General features: G+C 64.4%; 27 protein-coding genes. 14 read left to right on the top strand and 13 right to left on the bottom strand.

Features of this window, described 5'->3' with window-relative positions:
• Window positions 1-222: 222 nt before the first annotated feature.
• On the bottom strand, window positions 223-1,065 hold the full coding sequence (locus JQ635_RS23080; protein ID WP_211412072.1) for an AAA family ATPase: 843 nt from the start codon (window positions 1,063-1,065) through the stop codon (window positions 223-225).
• Between the two features lie 107 nt (window positions 1,066-1,172).
• Window positions 1,173-1,418 carry a GlsB/YeaQ/YmgE family stress response membrane protein gene (locus JQ635_RS23075; RefSeq protein ID WP_130365107.1) on the bottom strand — a complete coding sequence of 82 codons (246 nt, stop codon included), beginning with the start codon at window positions 1,416-1,418 and terminating at the stop codon, window positions 1,173-1,175.
• A gap of 123 nt (window positions 1,419-1,541) precedes the next feature.
• Between JQ635_RS23075 and JQ635_RS23070 the strand changes: the two genes are divergently transcribed.
• The 3 genes from JQ635_RS23070 to sseA all read left to right on the top strand — a co-directional run bounded on the left by JQ635_RS23070 (window position 1,542) and on the right by sseA (window position 4,326).
• Window positions 1,542-2,717 (top strand): vWA domain-containing protein, encoded by a 1,176-nt coding sequence (locus JQ635_RS23070; protein ID WP_080134207.1) that lies wholly within the window; start codon window positions 1,542-1,544, stop codon window positions 2,715-2,717.
• 217 nt (window positions 2,718-2,934) lie between these two features.
• Window positions 2,935-3,348, top strand: coding sequence for a rhodanese-like domain-containing protein (locus tag JQ635_RS23065; protein WP_018641027.1), 414 nt, complete (start codon window positions 2,935-2,937; stop codon window positions 3,346-3,348).
• 123 nt (window positions 3,349-3,471) lie between these two features.
• On the top strand, window positions 3,472-4,326 hold the full coding sequence (sseA, locus tag JQ635_RS23060; RefSeq protein ID WP_211412071.1) for a 3-mercaptopyruvate sulfurtransferase: 855 nt from the start codon (window positions 3,472-3,474) through the stop codon (window positions 4,324-4,326).
• Window position 4,327: 1 nt separating this feature from the next.
• On the opposite strand, the gene JQ635_RS23055 is transcribed toward sseA, so the two are convergent.
• The gene (locus tag JQ635_RS23055; protein WP_211412070.1) at window positions 4,328-5,086 is read right to left on the bottom strand and encodes a hypothetical protein; all 759 of its coding nucleotides are present in this window, start codon (window positions 5,084-5,086) and stop codon (window positions 4,328-4,330) included.
• Between the two features lie 369 nt (window positions 5,087-5,455).
• On the opposite strand from JQ635_RS23055, the gene JQ635_RS23050 reads away from it, so the two are divergent.
• A complete protein-coding gene (locus tag JQ635_RS23050) occupies window positions 5,456-6,652 on the top strand; it encodes a L,D-transpeptidase (protein ID WP_211412068.1) in 1,197 nt (398 codons plus the stop codon).
• 56 nt (window positions 6,653-6,708) lie between these two features.
• Here JQ635_RS23050 and JQ635_RS23045 read toward each other — a convergent pair whose 3' ends face one another.
• A complete protein-coding gene (locus JQ635_RS23045) occupies window positions 6,709-7,671 on the bottom strand; it encodes a D-2-hydroxyacid dehydrogenase family protein (RefSeq protein ID WP_211412066.1) in 963 nt (320 codons plus the stop codon).
• Between the two features lie 132 nt (window positions 7,672-7,803).
• Window positions 7,804-8,019, bottom strand: coding sequence for a hypothetical protein (locus JQ635_RS23040; RefSeq protein ID WP_183244792.1), 216 nt, complete (start codon window positions 8,017-8,019; stop codon window positions 7,804-7,806).
• Between the two features lie 235 nt (window positions 8,020-8,254).
• Here JQ635_RS23040 and ettA point away from each other — a divergent pair, with 235 nt between their 5' ends.
• Window positions 8,255-9,904 carry an energy-dependent translational throttle protein EttA gene (gene ettA, locus JQ635_RS23035; RefSeq protein WP_211412065.1) on the top strand — a complete coding sequence of 550 codons (1,650 nt, stop codon included), beginning with the start codon at window positions 8,255-8,257 and terminating at the stop codon, window positions 9,902-9,904.
• Window positions 9,905-9,911: 7 nt separating this feature from the next.
• Entirely contained in the window at window positions 9,912-11,138 is a 1,227-nt protein-coding gene (locus JQ635_RS23030; RefSeq protein WP_211412063.1) for a lytic murein transglycosylase, read from the top strand.
• Between the two features lie 161 nt (window positions 11,139-11,299).
• Here the strand turns inward: JQ635_RS23030 and JQ635_RS23025 are convergent, their stop codons facing one another.
• Complete coding sequence (locus tag JQ635_RS23025; protein ID WP_130365097.1) at window positions 11,300-11,581, bottom strand: hypothetical protein; 282 nt, start codon at window positions 11,579-11,581, stop codon at window positions 11,300-11,302.
• Between the two features lie 237 nt (window positions 11,582-11,818).
• Entirely contained in the window at window positions 11,819-12,139 is a 321-nt protein-coding gene (locus JQ635_RS23020; RefSeq protein WP_211412061.1) for a hypothetical protein, read from the bottom strand.
• Window positions 12,140-12,273: 134 nt separating this feature from the next.
• Between JQ635_RS23020 and JQ635_RS23015 the strand changes: the two genes are divergently transcribed.
• The 3 genes from JQ635_RS23015 (at window position 12,274) to bfr (ending at window position 13,632) form a co-directional block, all read left to right on the top strand.
• Entirely contained in the window at window positions 12,274-12,579 is a 306-nt protein-coding gene (locus JQ635_RS23015) for a hypothetical protein (protein WP_211412059.1), read from the top strand.
• 158 nt (window positions 12,580-12,737) lie between these two features.
• Window positions 12,738-13,010 carry a (2Fe-2S)-binding protein gene (locus JQ635_RS23010; protein ID WP_211412057.1) on the top strand — a complete coding sequence of 91 codons (273 nt, stop codon included), beginning with the start codon at window positions 12,738-12,740 and terminating at the stop codon, window positions 13,008-13,010.
• A 133-nt stretch (window positions 13,011-13,143) separates the two neighbouring features.
• Complete coding sequence (gene bfr / locus JQ635_RS23005; RefSeq protein WP_018641014.1) at window positions 13,144-13,632, top strand: bacterioferritin; 489 nt, start codon at window positions 13,144-13,146, stop codon at window positions 13,630-13,632.
• A gap of 177 nt (window positions 13,633-13,809) precedes the next feature.
• Here bfr and JQ635_RS23000 read toward each other — a convergent pair whose 3' ends face one another.
• The 3 genes from JQ635_RS23000 to JQ635_RS22990 form a co-directional block, all read right to left on the bottom strand.
• The gene (locus JQ635_RS23000) at window positions 13,810-14,412 is read right to left on the bottom strand and encodes a pyridoxamine 5'-phosphate oxidase family protein (RefSeq protein ID WP_211412056.1); all 603 of its coding nucleotides are present in this window, start codon (window positions 14,410-14,412) and stop codon (window positions 13,810-13,812) included.
• 77 nt (window positions 14,413-14,489) lie between these two features.
• Complete coding sequence (locus JQ635_RS22995; RefSeq protein WP_211412055.1) at window positions 14,490-14,843, bottom strand: hypothetical protein; 354 nt, start codon at window positions 14,841-14,843, stop codon at window positions 14,490-14,492.
• Window positions 14,844-15,116: 273 nt separating this feature from the next.
• A complete protein-coding gene (locus JQ635_RS22990; RefSeq protein ID WP_211412054.1) occupies window positions 15,117-16,178 on the bottom strand; it encodes an alpha/beta fold hydrolase in 1,062 nt (353 codons plus the stop codon).
• A gap of 126 nt (window positions 16,179-16,304) precedes the next feature.
• Here JQ635_RS22990 and JQ635_RS22985 point away from each other — a divergent pair, with 126 nt between their 5' ends.
• Window positions 16,305-16,571: a DUF2277 domain-containing protein gene (locus JQ635_RS22985; protein ID WP_211412053.1), complete on the top strand. Its 267-nt coding sequence runs from the start codon at window positions 16,305-16,307 to the stop codon at window positions 16,569-16,571.
• A gap of 96 nt (window positions 16,572-16,667) precedes the next feature.
• Window positions 16,668-16,889, top strand: coding sequence for a hypothetical protein (locus JQ635_RS22980; RefSeq protein ID WP_211412052.1), 222 nt, complete (start codon window positions 16,668-16,670; stop codon window positions 16,887-16,889).
• 50 nt (window positions 16,890-16,939) lie between these two features.
• Here JQ635_RS22980 and JQ635_RS22975 read toward each other — a convergent pair whose 3' ends face one another.
• Window positions 16,940-17,449 carry a collagen-like protein gene (locus JQ635_RS22975; RefSeq protein ID WP_211412051.1) on the bottom strand — a complete coding sequence of 170 codons (510 nt, stop codon included), beginning with the start codon at window positions 17,447-17,449 and terminating at the stop codon, window positions 16,940-16,942.
• Window positions 17,450-17,608: 159 nt separating this feature from the next.
• On the opposite strand from JQ635_RS22975, the gene JQ635_RS22970 reads away from it, so the two are divergent.
• Window positions 17,609-17,878, top strand: coding sequence for a hypothetical protein (locus tag JQ635_RS22970; protein ID WP_211412050.1), 270 nt, complete (start codon window positions 17,609-17,611; stop codon window positions 17,876-17,878).
• Window positions 17,879-17,899: 21 nt separating this feature from the next.
• On the opposite strand, the gene JQ635_RS22965 is transcribed toward JQ635_RS22970, so the two are convergent.
• Both JQ635_RS22965 and JQ635_RS22960 read right to left on the bottom strand, forming a co-directional pair.
• Window positions 17,900-18,145, bottom strand: a complete 246-nt coding sequence (locus tag JQ635_RS22965) for a helix-turn-helix domain-containing protein (RefSeq protein ID WP_018641007.1) — start codon at window positions 18,143-18,145, stop codon at window positions 17,900-17,902.
• A 262-nt stretch (window positions 18,146-18,407) separates the two neighbouring features.
• On the bottom strand, window positions 18,408-19,175 hold the full coding sequence (locus tag JQ635_RS22960) for an SDR family NAD(P)-dependent oxidoreductase (protein ID WP_211412049.1): 768 nt from the start codon (window positions 19,173-19,175) through the stop codon (window positions 18,408-18,410).
• A 111-nt stretch (window positions 19,176-19,286) separates the two neighbouring features.
• On the opposite strand from JQ635_RS22960, the gene JQ635_RS22955 reads away from it, so the two are divergent.
• Both JQ635_RS22955 and JQ635_RS22950 read left to right on the top strand, forming a co-directional pair.
• Entirely contained in the window at window positions 19,287-19,772 is a 486-nt protein-coding gene (locus JQ635_RS22955) for a J domain-containing protein (protein ID WP_211412048.1), read from the top strand.
• A 63-nt stretch (window positions 19,773-19,835) separates the two neighbouring features.
• On the top strand, window positions 19,836-20,378 hold the full coding sequence (locus JQ635_RS22950; protein ID WP_211412047.1) for an REP-associated tyrosine transposase: 543 nt from the start codon (window positions 19,836-19,838) through the stop codon (window positions 20,376-20,378).
• The last annotated feature ends 42 nt before the right edge of the window (window positions 20,379-20,420 follow it).

The following is a 20,420-nucleotide window of genomic DNA, read 5'->3' as shown; positions in this document are numbered from 1 at the left end:
TCACCTTCAAGAACGGCCTCGAATACTTCCATGCCGTCGCAGCAGGATGGAGCCTCAGAGATATGTGCATGCCCTAGGGCGAAGGCCGGGACCCATAACCACAGGGAGTAGTTTGGCGAAGACTGCTGGTTCGGTACGCCGACTGTCCGCAATCGATAAATCACGCGGTATGGGTCCCGGCCTTCGCCGGGACGACACCGGGCGCGTGGTCGGCAGCGCCGCCTACACTTCCCGTCGGCTCAAGAACGCCAGCCGCTCGAACAAATGCACGTCCTGCTCGTTCTTCAGGAGTGCGCCGTGCAGCGGCGGGATCAGTTTGCGCGGGTCGCGCTCGCGCAGCTGCTCGACGCTCATGTCCTCGTTGAGCAAGAGCTTGAGCCAGTCGAGCAATTCGGAGGTGGAGGGCTTCTTCTTCAGGCCGGGCACCTCGCGCACCTCGAAGAAGATGCGCAGGGCTTCCTCGACGAGGCGCTTCTTGATGCCGGGGAAGTGGACGTCGACGATGCGGGCCATCGTGTCGGCGTCGGGGAACTTGATGTAGTGGAAGAAGCAGCGGCGCAGGAACGCGTCCGGCAGCTCCTTCTCGTTGTTGGAGGTGATCATCATGATCGGGCGCTGCTTGGCCTTGATCGTCTCGCCGGTCTCGTAGACATGGAATTCCATGCGGTCGAGCTCGAGCAGCAGGTCGTTGGGGAACTCGATGTCGGCCTTGTCGATCTCGTCGATCAGGAGCACCGGGCGCTGTTCGGCCGTGAAGGCCTCCCACAGCTTGCCGCGCTTGATGTAGTTCTTGATGTCGGAGACGCGGGCATCGCCGAGCTGGCTGTCGCGCAGGCGCGACACCGCATCGTATTCGTAGAGGCCCTGCTGTGCCTTGGTGGTGGACTTGATGTGCCAGGTCAAAAGCGGCGCGTTCAGCGCCTTGGCCACTTCCTCCGCCAGCACCGTCTTGCCGGTGCCGGGCTCGCCCTTCACCAGGAGCGGGCGCTCGAGCACGATCGAGGCATTGACGGCGACCTTGAGATCATCGGTCGCAACATAGTCCTTGGTGCCGGTAAATTTCATCGCACGTCCTTGTTGGTCGTCGTCGCGAGGCTGTTGCCAATTTCATTGCTCTGGTCGCGACAAGCGAACGGCCGCTCGTGGCGGCCGTTCCTGGTTCGGTCAGGCTTTCAGACCCGTTTTATCAGCGAAAGGATGACCAGCACAATCACCGCGCCGATCGTGGCGTCCACGATGGCGCCGAACGTGCCGGTGGCAAGCCCGATGTGCAACTGGGGCAGAACCCAGCTTGCCACCAGCGCGCCGATGATGCCGACGACGATGTTGCCGATCAGCCCAAATCCCGCCCCGTGGACAATCTTGCCGGCGAGCCAGCCGGCGATCGCGCCGATGATGAGTGCTGCGAGAATTCCCATTGCAAACGTCCCCAAAACAACCCCTTGAGGCGGTCAATTCTAGAGCAAAAAGCCTCCCGGTCCAGCGCTCAAGGACGACCTGCGCCCCTTGACGTTCTCCACCCGACGGGCAATCTGTCACCCATGTTCCTGCAATTCTTCACCTCTCTGCGCGACGCGCAGGTCCCCGTGACGCTGCGCGAATACCTCACGCTGATGGAGGCGCTCGACGCCGACCTTGCGGATTACACGGTCGAGAATTTCTACTATTTGTCGCGCGCCTCGCTGGTGAAGGACGAGCGCAACCTCGACAAGTTCGACCGCGTCTTCGGCACGGTGTTCAAGGGGCTGGAAAGCCTGCTCGATGCCATGGAGAAGGCCGAGATTCCCGAGGAGTGGCTGAAGAAGCTCGCCGAAAAGTACCTCACCGAGGAAGAGAAGAAGCAGATCGAGGCCATGGGCTGGGACAAGCTCATGGAGACCCTGAAGAAGCGCCTCGAGGAGCAGAAGGGCCGCCACCAGGGCGGCAGCAAATGGATCGGCACCGCCGGCACCTCGCCGTTCGGCGCCCACGGTTACAATCCCGAAGGCGTGCGCATCGGCCAGGAGAAGAACCGCAACAACCGCGCCGTGAAGGTGTGGGACAAGCGCGAGTTCAAGGATCTCGACGGCAATGTCGAGCTCGGCATCCGCAACATCAAGGTGGCGCTGCGCCGCCTGCGCAAATTCGCGCGCACCGGCGCACCCGACGAGCTCGATCTCGACACCACCATCCGCGAGACCGCCAATCACGGCTATCTCGACGTGCACATGCGCCCCGAGCGGCGCAATGCGGTGAAGCTGCTGGTGTTCTTCGACATCGGCGGCTCCATGGACGCGCATATCGAGCAGGTCGAGGAGCTGTTCTCGGCGGCGAAGAGCGAGTTCAAGCACATGGAGTATTTCTACTTCCACAACTGCCTCTATGAAGGCGTGTGGAAGCAGAACAAGCGCCGCTTCACCGACCGCACGCCGACCTGGGACGTGCTGCACAAATATCCGCATGACTACAAGGTCGTGTTCGTCGGCGACGCCTCGATGAGCCCGTACGAGATCATGGTGCCCGGCGGCTCGGTCGAGCACGTCAACGAGGAGCCCGGCTCGGTCTGGCTCGACCGCATCATCCGCACCTATCCGCATGCGGTGTGGCTGAACCCGGTGCAGCAGAAGCACTGGGACTATTCGGAATCCACCACCATCATCAAACGCATTTTTGCGAACCGCATGTACCCGATCACGATCGAGGGGCTGGAAGGTGCGATGAAGGAATTGACGCACTGACTGATGACGGGCGCGCCCCATCGGCGATGGGACTGCGCTCCCTCCCCCGCTTGCGGGGGAGGGTTGGGGAGAGGGTCTCTCCTCTAGCGGCGCTCCCCAAGAGGAGAGAGCCCTCACCCGCGTCGCTCCGCTCCGCGACCTCTCCCGCAAGCGGGAGAGGTGACCTCCACCTCCGGCAGTTCGCCCGGAACGGCGACGTAACAAGAGGGAGAACCATATGCCCCAGACCATCACCCGCGGCATCAAGGCGCTGATCGACGAGGCCAATGCCGAGATCGAGACGCTCACCGCCAAGGATGCCATCGAGATCTCCAAGAACGGCGACGTCGTCATCGTCGACATCCGCGATCCCCGCGAGATCGAACGCGACGGCCGCATCCCCGGCGCCTTCGCCTGTACCCGCGGCATGCTCGAATTCTGGATCGATCCGCAGAGCCCCTACGCCAAGCCGATCTTCCAGGAGGACAAGAAGTTCGTCTTCCACTGCGCCGGCGGCCTGCGCTCCGCGCTCGCGGCCAAGACCGCGCAGGACATGGGCCTGAAGCCCGTCGCCCACATCGCCGGCGGCTACGCCGCCTGGCGCGATGCCGGCGGCCCGACGGAGCAATGGGAGCCGAAGAAGAAGGGCTAATCGCTCTCGTCATTCCGGGGCGCGACGAAGTCGCGAGCCCGGAATCCATTCATCCACCAACTCCGCGGCCCGATGGATTCCGGGTTCGCGCTTCGCGCGCCCCGGAATGACAAGGAAAGTTCAATGACCGCCACCGACCCCCTCGTCTCCACCGAATGGCTCGCCGCCCACATCAACGACGCCAACGTGAAAGTGCTCGACGCCAGCTTCAAGCTGCCGGGCGTGCTGCCGCTGCCGAAGGATGACTACCTCGCCGCGCACCTTCCGGGCGCAGCGTTCTTCGACGTCGATGCGGTGTCGGATCATTCCAACCCGCTGCCGCACATGTATCCAAGCGCCGATCAGTTCGGCCGTGACGTCGGCAATCTCGGCATCGGAAATAGCGACACCGTCGTGCTTTACGATGCCGGCGGCTGGGTTGCCGCGCCCCGCGCGTGGTGGATGTTTCTGGCCTTCGGGCACGGCAATGTGCGCATCCTCAATGGCGGCCTGAAGAAGTGGCGTGCCGAGGGGCGTCCGGTCGAGAACGGCGAGGTGAAGCCGAAGCCCGCGAGCTTCAAGGCGAGCTACGATTCAAAACGCGTGCGCAGCATGCAGCAGCTCATCGCCAACGTCGAAAGCCGCGCCGAGCAGGTGATCGATGCGCGTGCCGCCGATCGCTTCGAAGGCCGCGCGCCCGAGCCGCGCGCCGGCATTCGCTCCGGCCATATCCCCGGCGCCCGCAACGTGCCCTACAATTTGCTATTCGATGCCGCGACCGGCGAGATGAAGCCGCTCGATGACTTGCGCGCTGCCTTCACCGGCGCCGGCGTCAAGCTCGATGCACCGATCGTGACCAGCTGCGGCTCCGGTGTGTCCGCTGGCGTGCTGACGCTCGCGCTCTATCGCCTGGGGATCACCGACACCGCGCTCTATGACGGCTCATGGTCGGAATGGGGCCAGGAGAAGGGCCCGCCGATCGCGACCGGCCCGGCGTGAGCTACTGGCGCGTCCTCGTGGCGGTCGTCGTCGCAAACGTCTGCGGCTGTCCGAACGGATCGAGCTGTTGCTGCAGCTGTTGAGGCGGCGGACGCCGCACCACGTGGTGCCGCTTCTTCGCCTTGGCCTGGCGCTTGGTCGCCTTGTCGTCAGCCTTGCTGCCGTCGACCTTGGCCTTCGCCGGCGGATCCTTCGGGGCCGTGGCGGCGGGATCGTTCAGTGCGGCCAGCTTGGCCGGAGCGGCGTCGACCGCCGGGGAGGCCGGAGCGGGACTGGGATCGGCCGGCGCCGTCACGCTGGCGGTTGCGGCAGGCTTCGCCTCGGGAATCGCCGCCGTGGCGTCGGCGGGCGTGAGCGTGTCTGTCGCGGTGGGCGCTGCGGCTTCCGCCGCGGTCTCGGCCTTGGCCGGCTCCGAGGCGTCAGCCGTGGCCGCGGCGACCTGCGGCGCAGCATCGGCCTCGCTGGTCACCGGGGCGGTCTGCTCAGGCTCCTGGACCGGCAGTCCGATTGTCGGCACCTGGTCGCGCAACGTCGGCGCGGGCTCGACCGGCTCCGGCTCCGCGCGCAAGGCCGCGAGCACCGGCTGGGCCGGCTCGGGGCTCTGCGCGAACACCTGCTCCTGCGGACCGTTCCGCCAGGAGGGGTTGCTGACATACTGCTCATGGGTCGCCCGCAGCAGCGCGGCGGCCCCTAGGCCGAACACCAGGATGGAGGTTGACAGCAGGATCGCGGCAAACAGGAAGCGAAAGCCGGGAAGCATCGGACGGGTTACGAATTTCCGCCCCGGCGGGTGGCGGCCGGGACCCAAGAGCCATCTGAACGCGGTGACGGTACTGGTTGCCGTGTTCGCCACGCGGGGGTTCTGAGCTCAAAGCGGAGGCGAATCAGGCTGATTCGAACATATCGCAACGATTCCGCGCCATTCCCTAAAAATCGGGGCCGAAGCTCCGGCAATGGACGGCGCAATGCGATTTCCGCCCCGTGATGCAACGGGGCAACGGTAGTCTTGCGGATCACAAATCGGCCAATCCGGCGCAAATCGGCCTGATATGTCTTGAATGTGCCGCTATCTTCGGTCATTTGGCCGTTAACGGTCCTGATGGGGCCCCGGGGCTATACAAGAGCGATGATGATCAAACATTTTCTGACGATATGCGCTGCCGCAACAGTCGCTGCGGCGGGAACCTCGCTCGTGCAGGCTCAAAGCTATCCGGTCCAGCAGGTGCCGAGCTACGGCGCGCCGGCCGAATATCGCCCCGGCGATCGCACCCCGAATTTCGACTCGCTGGACGACGAAGACGACGCGATGCCGCAGGCGTCGCTGCCGCCGCCCGGCCCGGGCGGTCCGATCACCTCGCCCAACGATCCGCGCTACGGTCGCCCCGCCGGCCCGCCGGTCTATTCGGCGGCCCCGCCGCAAGGGCCGGTGATGTCGCCGGATGACCCGCGCTATGGCCGCCCGGCCGGCGCTCCGCCGGTCTATTCGGGGGCTCCGCAGCAGGGCCCCGTGATGTCGCCCGACGATCCCCGCTATGGCCGCCCCGCTGGCCCGCCGCCGGTGATCTATGCCGATCGTCCGGCTCAGGCACCCGCGGGGGATGGCTTGCGTCCGCCGGAAGCGGTTGGTGGTCCCGCCGCGACTGGAACGGTCCAGGCCGGGCAGCCGCCCGTCGGCGCCGATGGCCGGCCGATGACGATCGCCTCGCTGCCGCCCGAAGAGCAGCCCGATGCTGCCCCGGCTCAGTTGCCGCCGAACCTGCGTCGCCAGGAGGTCTCGTTCCAGACCAAGGAGCCGGCCGGCACGCTCGTGGTCGATACGCCCAACACCTATCTCTACTACGTGCTCGGAGGCGGCCGCGCGATCCGCTACGGCGTCCGCGTCGGCCGCGACGGCTTCACCTGGACCGGCGTGCAGAAGATCACCCGCAAGGCGGAGTGGCCGGATTGGCATCCGCCGACCGAGATGATCGAGCGCCAGCCCTATCTGCCGCGCTTCATGGCCGGCGGCCCCGGCAATCCGTTAGGGGCCCGCGCGATGTATCTCGGCTCGACCGTGTACCGCATCCACGGCACCAACCAGCCCTCGACCATCGGCAAGTTCGTCTCGTCCGGCTGTATCGGCATGCTGAACGAGGACGTCTCGGACCTGTTCGATCGCGTCAAGGTCGGCACCCGCGTGGTGGTGATGCCGGGCGGCCCGTCGCCGGGAACGGCGACAGCGTCCGCAGCGCCCGCGCCGGCTCCGATGTCCGCTCAGGCCGGTCCGGTCCCGGGCACGCAGCCGACGGTGGTGCCGCCGCTGCCCGCACCGGTCACCGTGCGCTAATCGCTTCGAACGAGATCAAATTGCGAAGGGCGTGCCGATGGCACGCCCTTTTCATTTCAGGCCAGCTTGCGCGGCAGCTCAGCGCCTCTGGTGAAGGCGTCGATCGCCTCGACCATCTGGCCGTAATGGATGCGCAACCCGTCCTCGGTCGCGTAGCCGAGATGCGGCGTCAGCACGAGATTGTCGAGCTTGCGGAAGGGATGGTCGACCGGCAGCGGCTCGACTGAGAACACGTCGATGCCGGCGCCCGCGATCTTGCGCTGCTGCAAGGCCTCCAGCAGCGCCTGCTCGTCCACGATCGGCCCGCGCGCGGTGTTGACGAGGAAGGCGGTCGGCTTCATCCGCGCGAGATCGGCGCGGCCGACGAGACCACGCGAGCGGTCGCTCAGCACCACGTGGATTGTGACGATGTCGGCCTTCGCGAACAGCTCCTCCTTGGTGGCGTAGCCGACGCCGGCTGCCGCGCACTTCTCCGGCGTCAGGTTCGGGCTCCAGGCGATCACGTTCATGCCGAACGCCTTCGCAATGCCCGCCATCTTGCTGCCGAGCTTGCCCAGCCCAACAACGCCGAGCGTCATCCCCTCGATCTCGACGCCGGCAAAGGTCTGCCACGGTTCGCCCGCATGCATGCGCGCGTTCTCGCGGCCGATGCCGCGGGTGAGCTCCAGGATCAGGCCCATGGTGAGCGGTGCCGTGGGATCGCGCGAATATTGCGTGCCGCCGATGGCGATGCCGCGCCCCTTCGCGGCCTCCATGTCGATCGCGGCGTTGCGCATGCCTGACGTCAGCAGCAGCTTCAGCTTCGGCAAGCTATCGAACAGGCTCTTGGGGAACGCCGTGCGCTCGCGCATCGCGCAGATGATCTCGAAGTCGGCGAGCGCACTGGCTGCGGCCTGCTCCGAGGCAAAGGGATGGCTGAACACGGTGACGTCGACACGGTCCGACAGTTTCGGCCAATCGGCGACGTCGAGGGCAAGGTTGAAATAGTCGTCGAGGATCGCGCAGCGCAGCCGGCTCATCAGCATTCATCCATGGCGAGAGGTGACGGCGCTGGGCGAGGGCGCCATCGTCGGAACCGGGCCATGGTTGCGCGCAATCAGCCTCGCGCGCAAGCAGCCTGCATCTTCAAAAATCCGATAGGAGGTCGTCGCTCAGAGGTCGCGGGGCTTCAGCCGGATCGGCGCATCCAGGCCGTGCTTGGCGCGCCAGGCGGGGCCGGGGCCGCGCATGTAGTGCAGTTCGGGACGGTAGGGGTTGAAGGCGGTGGTGAAGAAGCGCTTCCAGAAGGCCTTGATCTCCGAGACGAAACCGGAGACGTGTCCGGCTCCTGCCGGAACGGGAAGGGAATTGGTCTCGATCAGAGCCATGATGCCGGCCTCGCTGTGCTCCCCGTTCGTTCTGAGCGGGCGGCGCTGTTTCCGCGCGAAACCGAGCTTTGGCCTGCTTTATTAAAAAATGGTTTCAATTGTCCGGATCTGCGTCCGGATGGTGTCCGTCCCGTATTCATCCGTGGTGAACGGAGGGAAAACGTTGCCCTTTGGGGGCGGGATCGTTACATCGGCGGCAAGCAAATTTCCTCAAATCGAAGGTTTCACGGGACCGATGGCGCGCCAGTTCGTCTACTTCATGGAAGGCCTGACCAAGAGCTACCCGACCCGCAAGGTGCTCGACAACATTCGGCTGAGCTTTTACCCGGACGCCAAGATCGGTGTTCTCGGCGTGAACGGCTCCGGTAAGTCGACCCTGCTCAAGATCATGGCCGGGCTCGACAAGGAATACACCGGCGAGGCCTGGGTCGCCGAGGGCGCCCGCGTCGGCTATCTCGAGCAGGAGCCCCACCTGGATCCTGCGCTGTCCGTGCGCGAGAACGTCATGCAGGGCGTCGCCAAGCAGAAGGCGATCCTCGACCGCTACAACGAGCTTGCCGTCAACTACTCGGACGAGACCGCCGACGAGATGACCAAGCTCCAGGACGAGATCGAGGCCCAGGGTCTCTGGGATCTCGACAGCAAGGTCGACCAGGCCATGGACGCGCTGCGCTGCCCGCCCGACGATGCCGATGTGACGAAACTCTCGGGCGGTGAACGCCGCCGCGTCGCGCTCTGCCGGCTTCTGCTCGACCAGCCCGAGCTGCTGCTGCTGGACGAGCCGACCAACCACCTCGATGCCGAGTCGGTGTCGTGGCTCGAAGGCCATCTGCGCAACTATCCCGGCGCGATCCTGATCGTCACCCACGATCGTTACTTCCTCGACAACGTCACGGGCTGGATCCTCGAGCTCGATCGCGGCAAGGGCATTCCCTACGAAGGCAACTACTCGTCCTGGCTGGTGCAGAAGCAGAAGCGGCTTGAGCAGGAAGGCCGCGAGGATGCCGCGCACCAGAAGACGATTGCGCGCGAGCAGGAATGGGTCGCCTCGTCGCCGAAGGCACGCCAGGCCAAGTCGAAGGCGCGTTACCAGCGCTACGAGGAACTGCTCAAGCAGGCCAGCGAGAAGCAGACCCAGACCGCGCAGATCATCATCCCGGTTGCCGAACGCCTCGGCGCCAACGTGGTTGATTTCGAATCGCTCAGCAAAGGCTATGGCGATCGCCTCCTGATCGACGATCTCACCTTCAAGCTGCCACCCGGCGGCATCGTCGGTGTGATCGGTGCCAACGGCGCCGGCAAGACCACGCTGTTCAAGATGATCACCAAGCAGGAAACGCCGGACAAGGGCACGATCACGGTCGGCGAGACCGTGCATCTCGGCTATGTCGACCAGTCGCGCGATGCGCTCGACGGCAAGAAGACCGTGTGGGAGGAGATCTCCGGCGGCAACGAGCTGATCCTGCTCGGCAAGAAGGAAGTGAACTCGCGCGGCTATTGCTCGTCGTTCAACTTCAAGGGCGCGGACCAGCAGAAGAAAGTCGGCGCGCTCTCGGGCGGTGAACGCAACCGCGTGCATCTCGCCAAGATGCTGAAGTCCGGCGCCAACGTCCTCCTGCTCGACGAGCCGACCAACGACCTCGACGTCGACACGCTGCGCGCGCTCGAAGAGGCGCTGGAGGATTTCGCCGGCTGCGCCGTCATCATCAGCCACGATCGCTGGTTCCTCGACCGCATCGCGACCCACATCCTGGCCTTCGAAGGCGACAGCCATGTCGAATGGTTCGAAGGTAACTTCCAGGACTACGAGAAGGACAAGATGCGCCGGCTCGGCCAGGACAGCATCATTCCGCACCGCGTGAAGTACAAGAAGCTGACGCGGTGATTTCGGCATGATGCGGCGGGCGCTCATCGCTGCGGTGATCGTGGTCATCTGCGGCGGGTCGTCCGCCCGCGCCGCCGACGCGGGCTTCACGCAGTTCATCGCCTCGCTCTGGCCGGAGGCGCAGGCCGCCGGCGTCTCGCGCGTGACGTTCGACGAGCAGACGCGCGGGCTTGAGCCCGACTACAAGCTGCCCGATCTGATTTTGCCGGGACGGCCCGCGACCGGCGCGCCGTCGCAGGCCGAGTTCGTGCAGGTACCTGCCGACTACGTCAAGGACGCCTCGATCGCGAGGCTTGCCGGCGAGGGGCAGCGGCTGCTGCAAAAATATCGTCCGGCGCTGACCGAGATCGAGAAGAGCTCCGGCGTGCCCGCGACCGTCATGCTGGCGATCTGGGGACGCGAGACCGATTACGGCCGCTACACGCTGCCCTATGATCTGGTTCGTGTGCTCGCGACGCAGGCCTATGTCGGACGGCGCAAGGACACCTATCGCAACGAGTTCATCCTCGCGCTGAAAATCCTCGGCGAAGGCGTGGTGACGCGCAAGGACATGCGTTCGTCATGGGCCGGCGCGACCGGGCTCACGCAATTCCTGCCATCGGAATATTACAAGCACGGCGTCGATTTCGACCGCGACGGGCGCATCGACATCTGGCATTCGGTGCCGGATGCGCTGGCCTCGGCCGCGCAGCAACTCGTCAACAAGGGCTGGCAGAGCGGCGTGCGCTGGGCCTACGAGGTGCAGGCGCCGGCGAAGGTCGATTGCACGACGGGCGTGCCGGAGGTGACGAAGCCGATCGGCCAGTGGCTGCGTGAAGGCTTCGTGCCGGTGCGCGGGCAGAAGCTCAGCGCCGCAGAGCAGGCGCAGCCGGCCTCGCTGCTGCAGCCCGAAGGCATCTATGGTCCGTCGTTCCTCACGACGAAGAACTACTTCGTCATCAAGGAATACAATTTCTCGGACCTCTACGTGCTGTTCGTCGGCCATCTCAGCGACCGCATGACGAGCCCGCTGCCGTTTGCGACGCCCTGGTCGGCTTCGAAGCAATTGCGCACCAAGGATGTCGAGACCATGCAGCGCGGCCTCACGCGCGCCGGGCTCTACAAAGACAAGATCGACGGCAAGGCCGGCATGCAGACCCGCGCTGCGCTCGGCGCCTATCAGAAGTCGGCAGGCCTCAAGGTCGATTGCTGGCCGAGTGAAGAGGTGCTGCGTTCGATCCAGGCGGCGCGCTAAAGCGCGATGAGATTTGGATGTTGTTGTTTACGCATGATCTTTTCGGAAAACCGCTTCGCACGTTTCCGGATCATGCTTTAGCGTGTGACCAAAGAAAAAGCCCGGCCGATGCTCTCGGCCGGGCTCCTTGATCGCGGCGCGCATGCGCCAATGCGATCAGATCAGTAGCAGACGCGAACCGGGCGGCTGACCCAGCCGTAGCCGTCCCAATAGCGCTCACGACGCCAGTAGCAGGGCGCGGGCGGCGGGGGCTCGGCAACGTAAACGGGGCCGCCATAGGCGGGACGGCTCGAGGCGATGGCGCCGCCGACGATGGCGCCGCCGATCAGGCCGGCTGCGATACCGGCGCCGACGCCGTCATGGGCCTTCGCGGACGGAGCAGCGGTCACCAGCGAACCGGCGACCGTCGCAACCGTGAGGGCGGCAACTAAAGTCTTCTTCATGCTTTTGGCTCTCCTGGGAGATGGGTTCCTCTTGTTAGAGGCGCCCGGGGTTCAAAGGTTCACGCACACTCTGATGGAATTGGCCTTGCAGCTAGGAAGCGCGCAAATGGTCAATCCACGGTAAACGCACACGGAGCTGTGACGAGAAAAAGCGGTCTTTTTCAGGCCCCAAGATGAACGGCATATCCGTAGTGAACCGGCTCAGGCAACTGTTGCAAACGGGCCGGCTCGAGGGGCTCAGCCGCAAACCCGGACGCGGCGGACGCGCCAGGCGTAGCCATCCCAGAAGCGCTGCTTCTGCCAGACGCAGCCGCCGTAATAGTCGTCAGCGACATAACCCGGGCCCGGCGCGTAGTAACGCGGCGGGTAATAGCCCGGTTCATAATAGCCGGGACCTGGTCCGTAATAATACGGAGATGCCAGCGCACCGCCGACGATGGCGCCGCCGATGATGCCCGCCGCCACGCCGGCCGCGACGCCGCGCTGGGCATGGGCCGGCGTTCCGGCCGTCAGGGCCACAATGGCGAGGGCAGCGGCTGCCAGGAGCGATTTCTTCATCGGATGACCTTTCGCATAAGCACGCGGGAACTCTTTGGGGGCAGAGTTCCATACTTCGTTTGAATGATCAATGAACGGCACCTTTGCCGGGGGCGACCAATTGGTATGGACCGCAGGTCTGCCAGGAGACGACGATGGGCAACGCGATGATCAATGCATTGATTGCTGCCGGGATCATCTTTGCGATCGGCTACGGCTGGATCTCCCACCTCCAGAACCGCGGCCAGCGCCGCTCGCGCGCGGGGGCCGGCGGCGATAGTGGGGGTGGCGGCGACAGCTACTCGGGGACCAGCGACGGCTTCTCGCTGGGCAGCTGGTTCTCCGGCGACAGCTCGGGCAGCTCGACCGACGGCGGCAGCTGCTCCAGCAGCGACAGCGGCAGCAGTGGCGGAGATTGCGGGGGCGGCGGCGACGGTGGGGGAGGCGGTGGCGGCGACTAGGCGGGCAACCTTGATCCACCGCAATACCCTATTTTAGAGCCGTTCTAGGCTGTGTCCGGGCCAGTTTGGAATAGCTTCAAATACCGGTTTTTCCCTTTGCATCCGGCTGGCCCGTTAAATATCGATGATGGCGCATCACCGAAGGGCCTGCCGCTTCCATGATCGTTTGTTCCTGTAACGTGCTGAGCGATGATGATATCCGCGCCGCCGTCGCCGAGTCCGACGACGCCGTGCGTCATGCCAAGCAGGTCTATGGATGCCTCGGCTGCAGCGCCGAATGCGGCCGCTGCGCTCGCACCATCAAGACGATCATCGACGAAGCCCTTGGTCCCTGCGCCAAGTCCTGCTGCTCCGGCTGTCCGCACAGCCACACCGTGGCTGCCAATGACGAGACCGCCGAGCTCGCCCAATTCGCCCTTGCGGCCTGCTGAAAACTTCCGCAACCCCGGCTGAGCTTTTCCCCGGCTGCGTTCCCGTAGCTGGTTGCCCTCATGCGTAAAGTGATTTAGAAGCGTTCTAAATTCGGTTTGGGGCCGATTTGGACTGCAAGAGCTGGAGTGAACCATGCAGGGCGACGCAAAAGTCATCGACTATCTCAACAAGGCACTGCGTCACGAGCTGACTGCGATCAACCAGTACTGGCTGCACTATCGCTTCCTCGACAATTGGGGCCTCCTCGACATGGCCAAGGTCTGGCGCAAGGAGTCCATCGAGGAGATGGAGCACGCCGACAAGCTCACCGCGCGCATCCTGTTCTTCGACGGCTTCCCGAACATGCAGGTGCTCGATCCCCTGCGCATCGGCCAGAACGTCAAGGAGATCATCGAGTGCGACCTCGCCGCCGAGATGAGCGCGCGGGCGCTCTATCAGGAAGCGGCCACCTACTGCCACAGCGTCAAGGACTACGTCACGCGCGACCTGTTCGAGAAGCTGATGAGCGACGAAGAGCATCACATCGACTTCCTCGAGACCCAGCTCGACCTGATCGGCCGCATCGGCCTCGAGCTCTACACCCAGAAGCACGTCGGCGGGCTCGAGGGCGAGGGGCATTAAGCTCCACACTTCGGTGTCGTCCCGGCGAAGGCCGGGACCCATACCGCGTGATCTATCTGCCAGCGCGCTGGTGTCAGTACCGCGCGAGAAGTTCTTCACTACCAGCTTTCGCCAAACCGCTCCCTGGGGCTATGGGTCCCGGCCTTCGCCGGGACGACACCGCAATTGTGGCGCCACCTACAGCTGTGTCTTGTAGCGCTGTTCGATGATTTCCTGGCTCTCCGGTTCGCCGAGGCCCGTCTGGTCGTGAATGACCTGACCGATGCTCGGCATCACCGAGCGCTGCACCTTCTCCGGCGACCACAGCTTTGAGCGCATCAGCGCCTTGCCGCAGTGGAAATAGACTTCGCTCACGGCGACGTTCAGCACCGCGCGCGGCGGCTTGCCGAACTCCACCATCGCGGCGAGCAGGTCCGGATCGGCCGACAGTGTGCCGCGTCCGCCGACGCGCAGCGTCTCGTCGATGCCGGGGACGAAGAACAACAGGTGCACGAAACCCGAGCCTTCGACGACGTTGCGAAAACTGTCGATCCGGTTGTTACCGGAGCGGTCGGGCATCAGCAGCTGGTTGGGACCTGCGACATGGACGAAGCCGATGCCGCCGCCGCGCGGCGAGGCATCGACGCTGCCGTCCGCGCCTGACGTTGCAAGCACGCAGAACGGCGACATCTCGATGAATTTCTTCGCATGCGCATCGATCGCGGGACGCGCTTTCGCGATTACGCGCGGGCTCGGCTTGGCATAGATGGTGGCGAGGTCTTCGGCGCAAAGATCGGTCAACGGCATCCCTCCGCATCGGCTTGGCCTCAAACTAGCCGATCGCACCGTCTCCAGCCAATGGAATCCGTCAAGACGCGTTACACGGCATCCGCCGGCACGAAACAGCTGATGATGATGGCACCGCGGTGGTGGACGTACCACACCACGGCCTGCCCGACCGGATTGCCCTGATCGCGGATGATGGCGCGTTCGGGCACTTCCATCCACTGTCCCTCGATCGGCACCCAATAGGTGCCGCCACGCACATCATAGTCGGTGCGATGGCCGTCGGAGATGTCGCAGCAGGGCACGCCGTTCGGCGCGATCACGCTCTTGAACCAGGCGCGAATGTCGGGCGGGACGTGATCATATTGCCCGTTGTCGAACGCGAACGCGGCGCTCGTCAGCGCCGTCGCTGCAGCTAGCCAGACGCACAGCGCGAGCCTGTGCATGCGATCCTCCTCACCGCGTTCTGCGCCACCGGCGCGCAATCGCGTCGCGCGTCGATTCGTATCGTTGACGCGATTAAGCCCGAGCTGCCGGCGCATTGCATGCTCAAATAATATGCGGCGCCTAAAGCATGATCCGGAAAAGTGCGAAGCGGTTTTCCGAAAAGATCATGCGCAAACAACAACCTAAAGCGCGATAATGATTCATCCAAATGTCATCGCGCTTTAGGCGCCGCATATGATGCATTGCGATATGAGGATTTGCGCTCCGCTGTCCTACATCGTCCGTTGCGGCGCGGTTTGCAGCAATTGCCTGATTTGCTCGCTGTAGAACTTTGCGTTGCTGGTGGTGCCGTGGCCGCGCGTCTCGGTGCTGGCGGGGATCAGGTAGAGGCGGCCGTTCTTGATGCGCTTCATCGCAGCGTCGGTGATGCCGGTCTCGGGCGGGTTGCGCTCGTCGTCGGCGGAATTGATCAGCAGCAGCGAAGCTTCGATCGCCTCCAGCTTTTCGCCCGCATTGTAGTCGTGCGAGGATTCCCACTGGTAGAGGAAGTCGTTGGTATCAGCCGTGATCGGCGCCGCGAGCCGTTCGTCGACGATCTTGTCGGCCTTGGCCGCCGTCGGCGCCTGCGATTGATAGGCCAGCGTGCCGCCGATGCTGGCGATGCCGTAGGCGGTGATGGCGTATTTCATCATGCGCGGCTGGCTGGTGTAGTTGCCGCCGTTGTAGTCGGGATCGTTGCGGATGGTGTCGAGCATGATCCGCCGCAGCATCCAGTTGCGCGATGCCATCTCGGTCGGCTGCGAGGCCATCGGGATCAGCACGTCCATCGCCTTCGGATATTTCTGGCCCCACAGCCAGGTGTGCATGCCGCCCATCGAATTGCCGATGACGAGCCGCAGGTGCTTGACGCCGAGGCCCTCCGTCACCAGGCGATACTGCGCCTCGACCATGTCGTCGTAATCGTATTTCGGAAAGCTCGTCTTCATGCCGTCGGACGGTTTTGACGATTTGCCATGGCCGATGCTGTCGGGAATGATGATGTAATATTTGGACGCGTCGAGCGGCTGACCCGCACCAAACAGCTCGCCGCCAAAGGAGGGCGTCAGCATGCTCGCGCCCGAGCCGCCCGTTCCGTGCAGCACCAGCACGGGCTGGCCGCTCGGCTCGCCGATTGTGGTGTAGTGCAGCTTCAGCTCCGGCATGGTTTCGCCGGTGTGGAACTTGAAATCCCTGGCGATCCAATCGCCTTGTTTGGGCGCGGGATAATCGGCAGCCATCGCCCACGTCGAAAAGGACAGCAGAACGCCTGCCAGCGCCGCGCAAGAAGCTTTCATGTCTCTCTCCCCGTGCGGCTCATGGTCCTCGGCCGCGTTGCGGTGGAACTTAGCAGAAGTGCAGGGAAGGATGTAGGATTTCGCCTTCGCCGATCGTCCTTATGGAAACCCCGGGAGACACGCCGCATGTGCCGCAACATCAAGACGCTGTTCAACTTCGAGCCGCCGGCGACGGAGGAGGAGATCCATGCATCGGCCTTGCAGTTCGTGCGAAAGCTGTCCGGCATCAACAAGCCGTCGCAGGCCAATGAGGCGGCCTTCGATCGCGCCGTGGCAGAGGTCTCGGACGCCGCGCGAAGGCTCCTGACCTCGCTGCACACCCATGCCCCGGCGCGCGATCGTGAGATCGAGGCGGAGAAGGCGAAGGAGCGTTCGCGGTTGCGGTTCGGCTAGTGACTCCAAGGGTCTCTTCCGTGATCTGGCTCACGGTACGGGGCATCTCGACTTGCAATGATGCCTGCCGGGGTTTTGACAGCCCGGAGTACGACCATGAGCCGCCCCCTTTTTTCCCTGAAAGCAGGTGCCATCATCTTCACGCTGCTGTGGACCGCGTGGATGATGTGGTGGAGCGGCTCTTTCTCGAGCGCGACCGTCGTGATCCTGGCCCTGTGCGGCGCAGCGGTCGGCTATCTCTGGTATCGCGCCATGCGCTGGCAGTTCGAGCGCATGGGCATGCTGCCGCGCAGGGATGATTCCTCCCGGCCATCTTGATTGGCATGTATCCCAGGCGCGCTAAGCTGCGTCTGGGCGCGAGCACGCCGTCAGTTCTTGTTGCCGTGCTTCTTCTTTTTCTTCTTTTTCTTGTGATCGTCGGCTTCGTTGTCGTCGCTCTCGTCATCGGCGATCGGCTCACCGGTCTCCATGACGGCAGCCTCGAGCGCGTCGCGCTCGGCGGCTTCGCGCTCGCGCTGGCGGCGGCGTTCGTCCCAGGCGTCGAAGAGTTGCTCGAGCCACGGCAGCACCTGTTCGATCGACGGCAGCTGGCCGGGCGGACCTTGCTCGCCGCGCGCACCTTGCGGCCCCGCCGGTCCGACCGGACCCTGCGCGCCGGCAGCGCCACGCGGACCGGCCTCGCCCTGCTTGCCCTGCGAGCCGGCCTTGCCCTGGGGGCCCGCCTTTCCAATCGGTCCCGGCTTGCCCTGCGGCCCCGGCTTGCCGCGCGCGCCGTCCGGGCCCCGCTTGCCAGGATGACCCTGCGGTCCCGGCCGTCCCGGTTCGCCCTGCCGCCCACGCGGACCCGGAGGTCCCTGCCGTCCCTGATCGTCTGCCACGCCAGTGCTCCCTTGATCGGAAGCAAGCTACTTAGCGGCGTTTGACGACAGCAGCAATTCCGCCCGCGCATCGTGCTGCGCTTGATCAACATCAATCGACAGGGCGAGGCGACGTGTCATTGAGCTGTGCAGGGCCATGATCATCGCGAGGAGCGATCGATGCGCGCAGCATGGAAAATCTTCTGCCTGTCCGCCGCGGTCCTTGCCGCGGCCATCGTCATCGCCCAACTGCTCGTGCCTGACATCGTGCCGATTGCCTTCGCCGAGGAGCCGCAGCCGTCATGGGCCGTCATGACGGCTTTCGTTCTTCGCGCCATCGAGCTGATGACGGCGGCGGTCGCAGTCATCGCGCTTGCGATGATGGCCGGCATGTGCGCGCGGCGCGGGCTGCGCCGCTCGTCTGGCGGCACGGCCACGCAAGTCGACTGATCGTCCGTACGCGGTTGCGCACTACTCCTGACAGGTCGGCACCTCGATGCCGGAGGCGGCATAGAGCCTGATCTTGTTGCGCAGCGTGCGCACCGACAGGCCGAGCACGCGCGATGCGCGCGTGCGGTTGCCGTCACAGCGGGCGAGCGTCTGGAGCACGAGCTCGCGCTCGACCTCGTCGACGGTTGCGCCGATCAACAGTGGAACGATCTGGTTAGGAGCGAGGAATTGTGCGTCCTGCGGCGCCGCGACATGAACAGTGGTCATCAACACACCCCCGATCAACGCCCGCTTCCTTCGCTGGAAGCGGATCGAGAACAAACGACCCCCAGGCCGTAGAACCACGGTGGGCGGGTTTGGTTAATGAAAGGTTAATTGCGGACGATCGCACCCAGATGACCTCAGGAATGCCGCGAAGCGGCCGCGTTTGGCAGAAGATGCATGGTGATGCGGACCTATCTCGATCCGCATTTTCGGCTGTTTGCCCAGCGCAGCCGGCGATGATGCCGCGTGGCGACGACAGTGCGCCTCACACCGTCCGGTAACCGCCGTCCACCATCACGATCGTGCCCGTGACGTAGGCCGACATGTCCGAGGCGAGGAAGATCGCGGGGCCCACGATGTCCTCGGGCTTGCCGGTGCGCGCCAGCGGGGTGTGATCGACGAAGGCCTGCACCAGCGACGGATTGGTCGCACGCACATGGACGTTGATGTTGGTCTCGATGAAGCCCGGCCCGATCGCGTTGACGCGCACGCCTTCCTTGCCGAGCTCGACTGCGAGTGCCTTGGTGAAGCCGAGCACGCCATGTTTCGAAGTGGTGTAGGCCGCCGAGCTCGGCGTGCGCAGATGCACGAAGGACTGGATCGAACCGATATTGACGATGCGGCCTTTGCTCGCGCGCAAGGGCGCGAGGAAGGCCTGCGTCATGTTGAAGACGCCGTTGAGGTTGAGCGAGATGATGTCGTTCCAGTCCTTCGCGACCGTCTCCGTCTCTGCAGTGAAGGAGTTGCGGCGGGTGATGCCGGCATTGTTGACGAGGATCGAGACCTGTCCGACTTTGCCCGCGACCTGTTTGGCGAGCGCAAAACAGTCGTCGCGTCTGGTCACGTCGAGCGCAAAGCTGTCGGCCTTGCCGCCCGATTTTCGGATCTCCTGGGCGGCCTCCGCGACCGTGTCGGCGTTGACGTCGAGCAGCACCACCTGCGCGCCCTCGCGGGCGTAGCCGGCCGCGATCGCCCGGCCGATGCCGGAACCGGCGCCCGTGACGACGGCGATGTGGTTTGCAAGCAATGCCATGACAATTTCCTCCCGATTTCTTTTCGAAGTTTCATGAAAGGCTAACTCGAAATTAAGGGGTCGGAAACGGCGGCCTTGGCATACTGATCCGTGTTGCTAAACGTTGCGCGCATGATGGAACGGCTTGAATCCTGGAAACTCGCTCTCGAGCGCCTGCGGTCGGCACAGCCGGCCGACTGGGCCGAGGCCGGCCGGGTGGTGGCCGAGATCGTGCGGATGAGCACGGATGCCACGCTGCGGCAGGCCGCCGAGCAGGCGCTTCCGGTGCTGCGCCAGGCCCTGGTCAATGACGATCACAGCGTCGTGCAGGCGGCCCAGCGCCGCCTCGGTGTGGTGCTCGAGGTCGTCCATGATCTCGCCGCGCCGCGCTTCGGCCGCCGCAACGCCATGCCGAAGAAGCTCTCCAGCGAGGATCGCGCCCGCAAGATGCTGGGCCTGCCGCTCGCGGTGCAGCTCACCTGCGACGACATCAACCAGGCCTACCGCCGTGCCGCCAAGGGCATGCATCCCGACCACGGCGGCAGCGCGCAAGCCTTCATCGACCTCGCCGCCGCGCGCGACGTCCTGATCCATCCCGGCGCGCACAAGGACGCGTAGGGCGGCACATGTGCTAGTCTGTAGCCCGGATGAGCGAAGCGACATCCGGGACAGGTCTAGCCGATGGTTCTCTACCGACGAAATTTTCTTCCCGGCGGCACCTACTTTTTCACGGTGACGCTTTTCGACCGCCGGTCCAGCCTCTTGATCGAGAACGTTGACGCCCTGCGCGATGCCTTCAGGGTCGCTCGGAAGGAACGTCCGTTTGAGGTCGATGCAATCGTGATCCTTCCGGATCATCTGCATGTTGTCATGAAACTCCCGCTGGATGATTATGACTTCGCGGGACGGTGGCGCAGGATCAAAGGCCATTTCAGCAGCGCGCTGCTTCAGGCCGGTGTCAATCTGGCACGTCATTCCAATGGAGAACTGGCGTTATGGCAGCGGCGCTACTGGGAACACACGATTCGTGATGAAGATGATTTCGCTCGTCATGTCGATTACGTTCACTTCAATCCGGTCAAGCATGGTTACGTTCGAAGCGTCCGCGATTGGGAGCATTCGTCATTTCACCGGTACGTCCGGTTGGGAGTGCTCCCGGAAGACTGGGCGGGCGACGCCGGCGGAAGTGGAGATGCTTTCGGAGAGCGAGCAGAGGCAGACTGACTTTGGGCAGGCGGAGGTCCCGGATGTCGCTTCGCTCATCCG

Origin of the sequence: Bradyrhizobium iriomotense (genome assembly GCF_018130765.1) — a bacterium.
Lineage (GTDB): Bacteria > Pseudomonadota > Alphaproteobacteria > Rhizobiales > Xanthobacteraceae > Bradyrhizobium > Bradyrhizobium iriomotense_A.
Note: the sequence above shows the minus strand (reverse complement) of the source record. Positions and strands in the feature narration are given on the sequence as shown.

Coding starts and splice junctions, on each gene's coding strand:
- JQ635_RS22960 (WP_211412049.1), bottom strand. CDS start 19,175: ATGGCATTGCTTGCAAACCACATCGCCGTCGTCACGGGCGCCGGTTCC.
- JQ635_RS23050 (WP_211412068.1), top strand. CDS start 5,456: ATGATCAAACATTTTCTGACGATATGCGCTGCCGCAACAGTCGCTGCG.
- JQ635_RS22985 (WP_211412053.1), top strand. CDS start 16,305: ATGTGCCGCAACATCAAGACGCTGTTCAACTTCGAGCCGCCGGCGACG.
- JQ635_RS23065 (WP_018641027.1), top strand. CDS start 2,935: ATGCCCCAGACCATCACCCGCGGCATCAAGGCGCTGATCGACGAGGCC.
- JQ635_RS23020 (WP_211412061.1), bottom strand. CDS start 12,139: ATGAAGAAATCGCTCCTGGCAGCCGCTGCCCTCGCCATTGTGGCCCTG.
- JQ635_RS22950 (WP_211412047.1), top strand. CDS start 19,836: ATGGTTCTCTACCGACGAAATTTTCTTCCCGGCGGCACCTACTTTTTC.
- JQ635_RS22990 (WP_211412054.1), bottom strand. CDS start 16,178: ATGAAAGCTTCTTGCGCGGCGCTGGCAGGCGTTCTGCTGTCCTTTTCG.
- JQ635_RS23080 (WP_211412072.1), bottom strand. CDS start 1,065: ATGAAATTTACCGGCACCAAGGACTATGTTGCGACCGATGATCTCAAG.
- bfr (WP_018641014.1), top strand. CDS start 13,144: ATGCAGGGCGACGCAAAAGTCATCGACTATCTCAACAAGGCACTGCGT.
- JQ635_RS23045 (WP_211412066.1), bottom strand. CDS start 7,671: ATGAGCCGGCTGCGCTGCGCGATCCTCGACGACTATTTCAACCTTGCC.
- JQ635_RS22955 (WP_211412048.1), top strand. CDS start 19,287: ATGATGGAACGGCTTGAATCCTGGAAACTCGCTCTCGAGCGCCTGCGG.
- JQ635_RS23015 (WP_211412059.1), top strand. CDS start 12,274: ATGGGCAACGCGATGATCAATGCATTGATTGCTGCCGGGATCATCTTT.
- JQ635_RS23025 (WP_130365097.1), bottom strand. CDS start 11,581: ATGAAGAAGACTTTAGTTGCCGCCCTCACGGTTGCGACGGTCGCCGGT.
- JQ635_RS23070 (WP_080134207.1), top strand. CDS start 1,542: ATGTTCCTGCAATTCTTCACCTCTCTGCGCGACGCGCAGGTCCCCGTG.
- JQ635_RS23040 (WP_183244792.1), bottom strand. CDS start 8,019: ATGGCTCTGATCGAGACCAATTCCCTTCCCGTTCCGGCAGGAGCCGGA.
- JQ635_RS23075 (WP_130365107.1), bottom strand. CDS start 1,418: ATGGGAATTCTCGCAGCACTCATCATCGGCGCGATCGCCGGCTGGCTC.
- JQ635_RS22965 (WP_018641007.1), bottom strand. CDS start 18,145: ATGACCACTGTTCATGTCGCGGCGCCGCAGGACGCACAATTCCTCGCT.
- JQ635_RS23010 (WP_211412057.1), top strand. CDS start 12,738: ATGATCGTTTGTTCCTGTAACGTGCTGAGCGATGATGATATCCGCGCC.
- ettA (WP_211412065.1), top strand. CDS start 8,255: ATGGCGCGCCAGTTCGTCTACTTCATGGAAGGCCTGACCAAGAGCTAC.
- JQ635_RS23055 (WP_211412070.1), bottom strand. CDS start 5,086: ATGCTTCCCGGCTTTCGCTTCCTGTTTGCCGCGATCCTGCTGTCAACC.
- JQ635_RS22970 (WP_211412050.1), top strand. CDS start 17,609: ATGCGCGCAGCATGGAAAATCTTCTGCCTGTCCGCCGCGGTCCTTGCC.
- JQ635_RS22980 (WP_211412052.1), top strand. CDS start 16,668: ATGAGCCGCCCCCTTTTTTCCCTGAAAGCAGGTGCCATCATCTTCACG.
- JQ635_RS23030 (WP_211412063.1), top strand. CDS start 9,912: ATGATGCGGCGGGCGCTCATCGCTGCGGTGATCGTGGTCATCTGCGGC.
- sseA (WP_211412071.1), top strand. CDS start 3,472: ATGACCGCCACCGACCCCCTCGTCTCCACCGAATGGCTCGCCGCCCAC.
- JQ635_RS22995 (WP_211412055.1), bottom strand. CDS start 14,843: ATGCACAGGCTCGCGCTGTGCGTCTGGCTAGCTGCAGCGACGGCGCTG.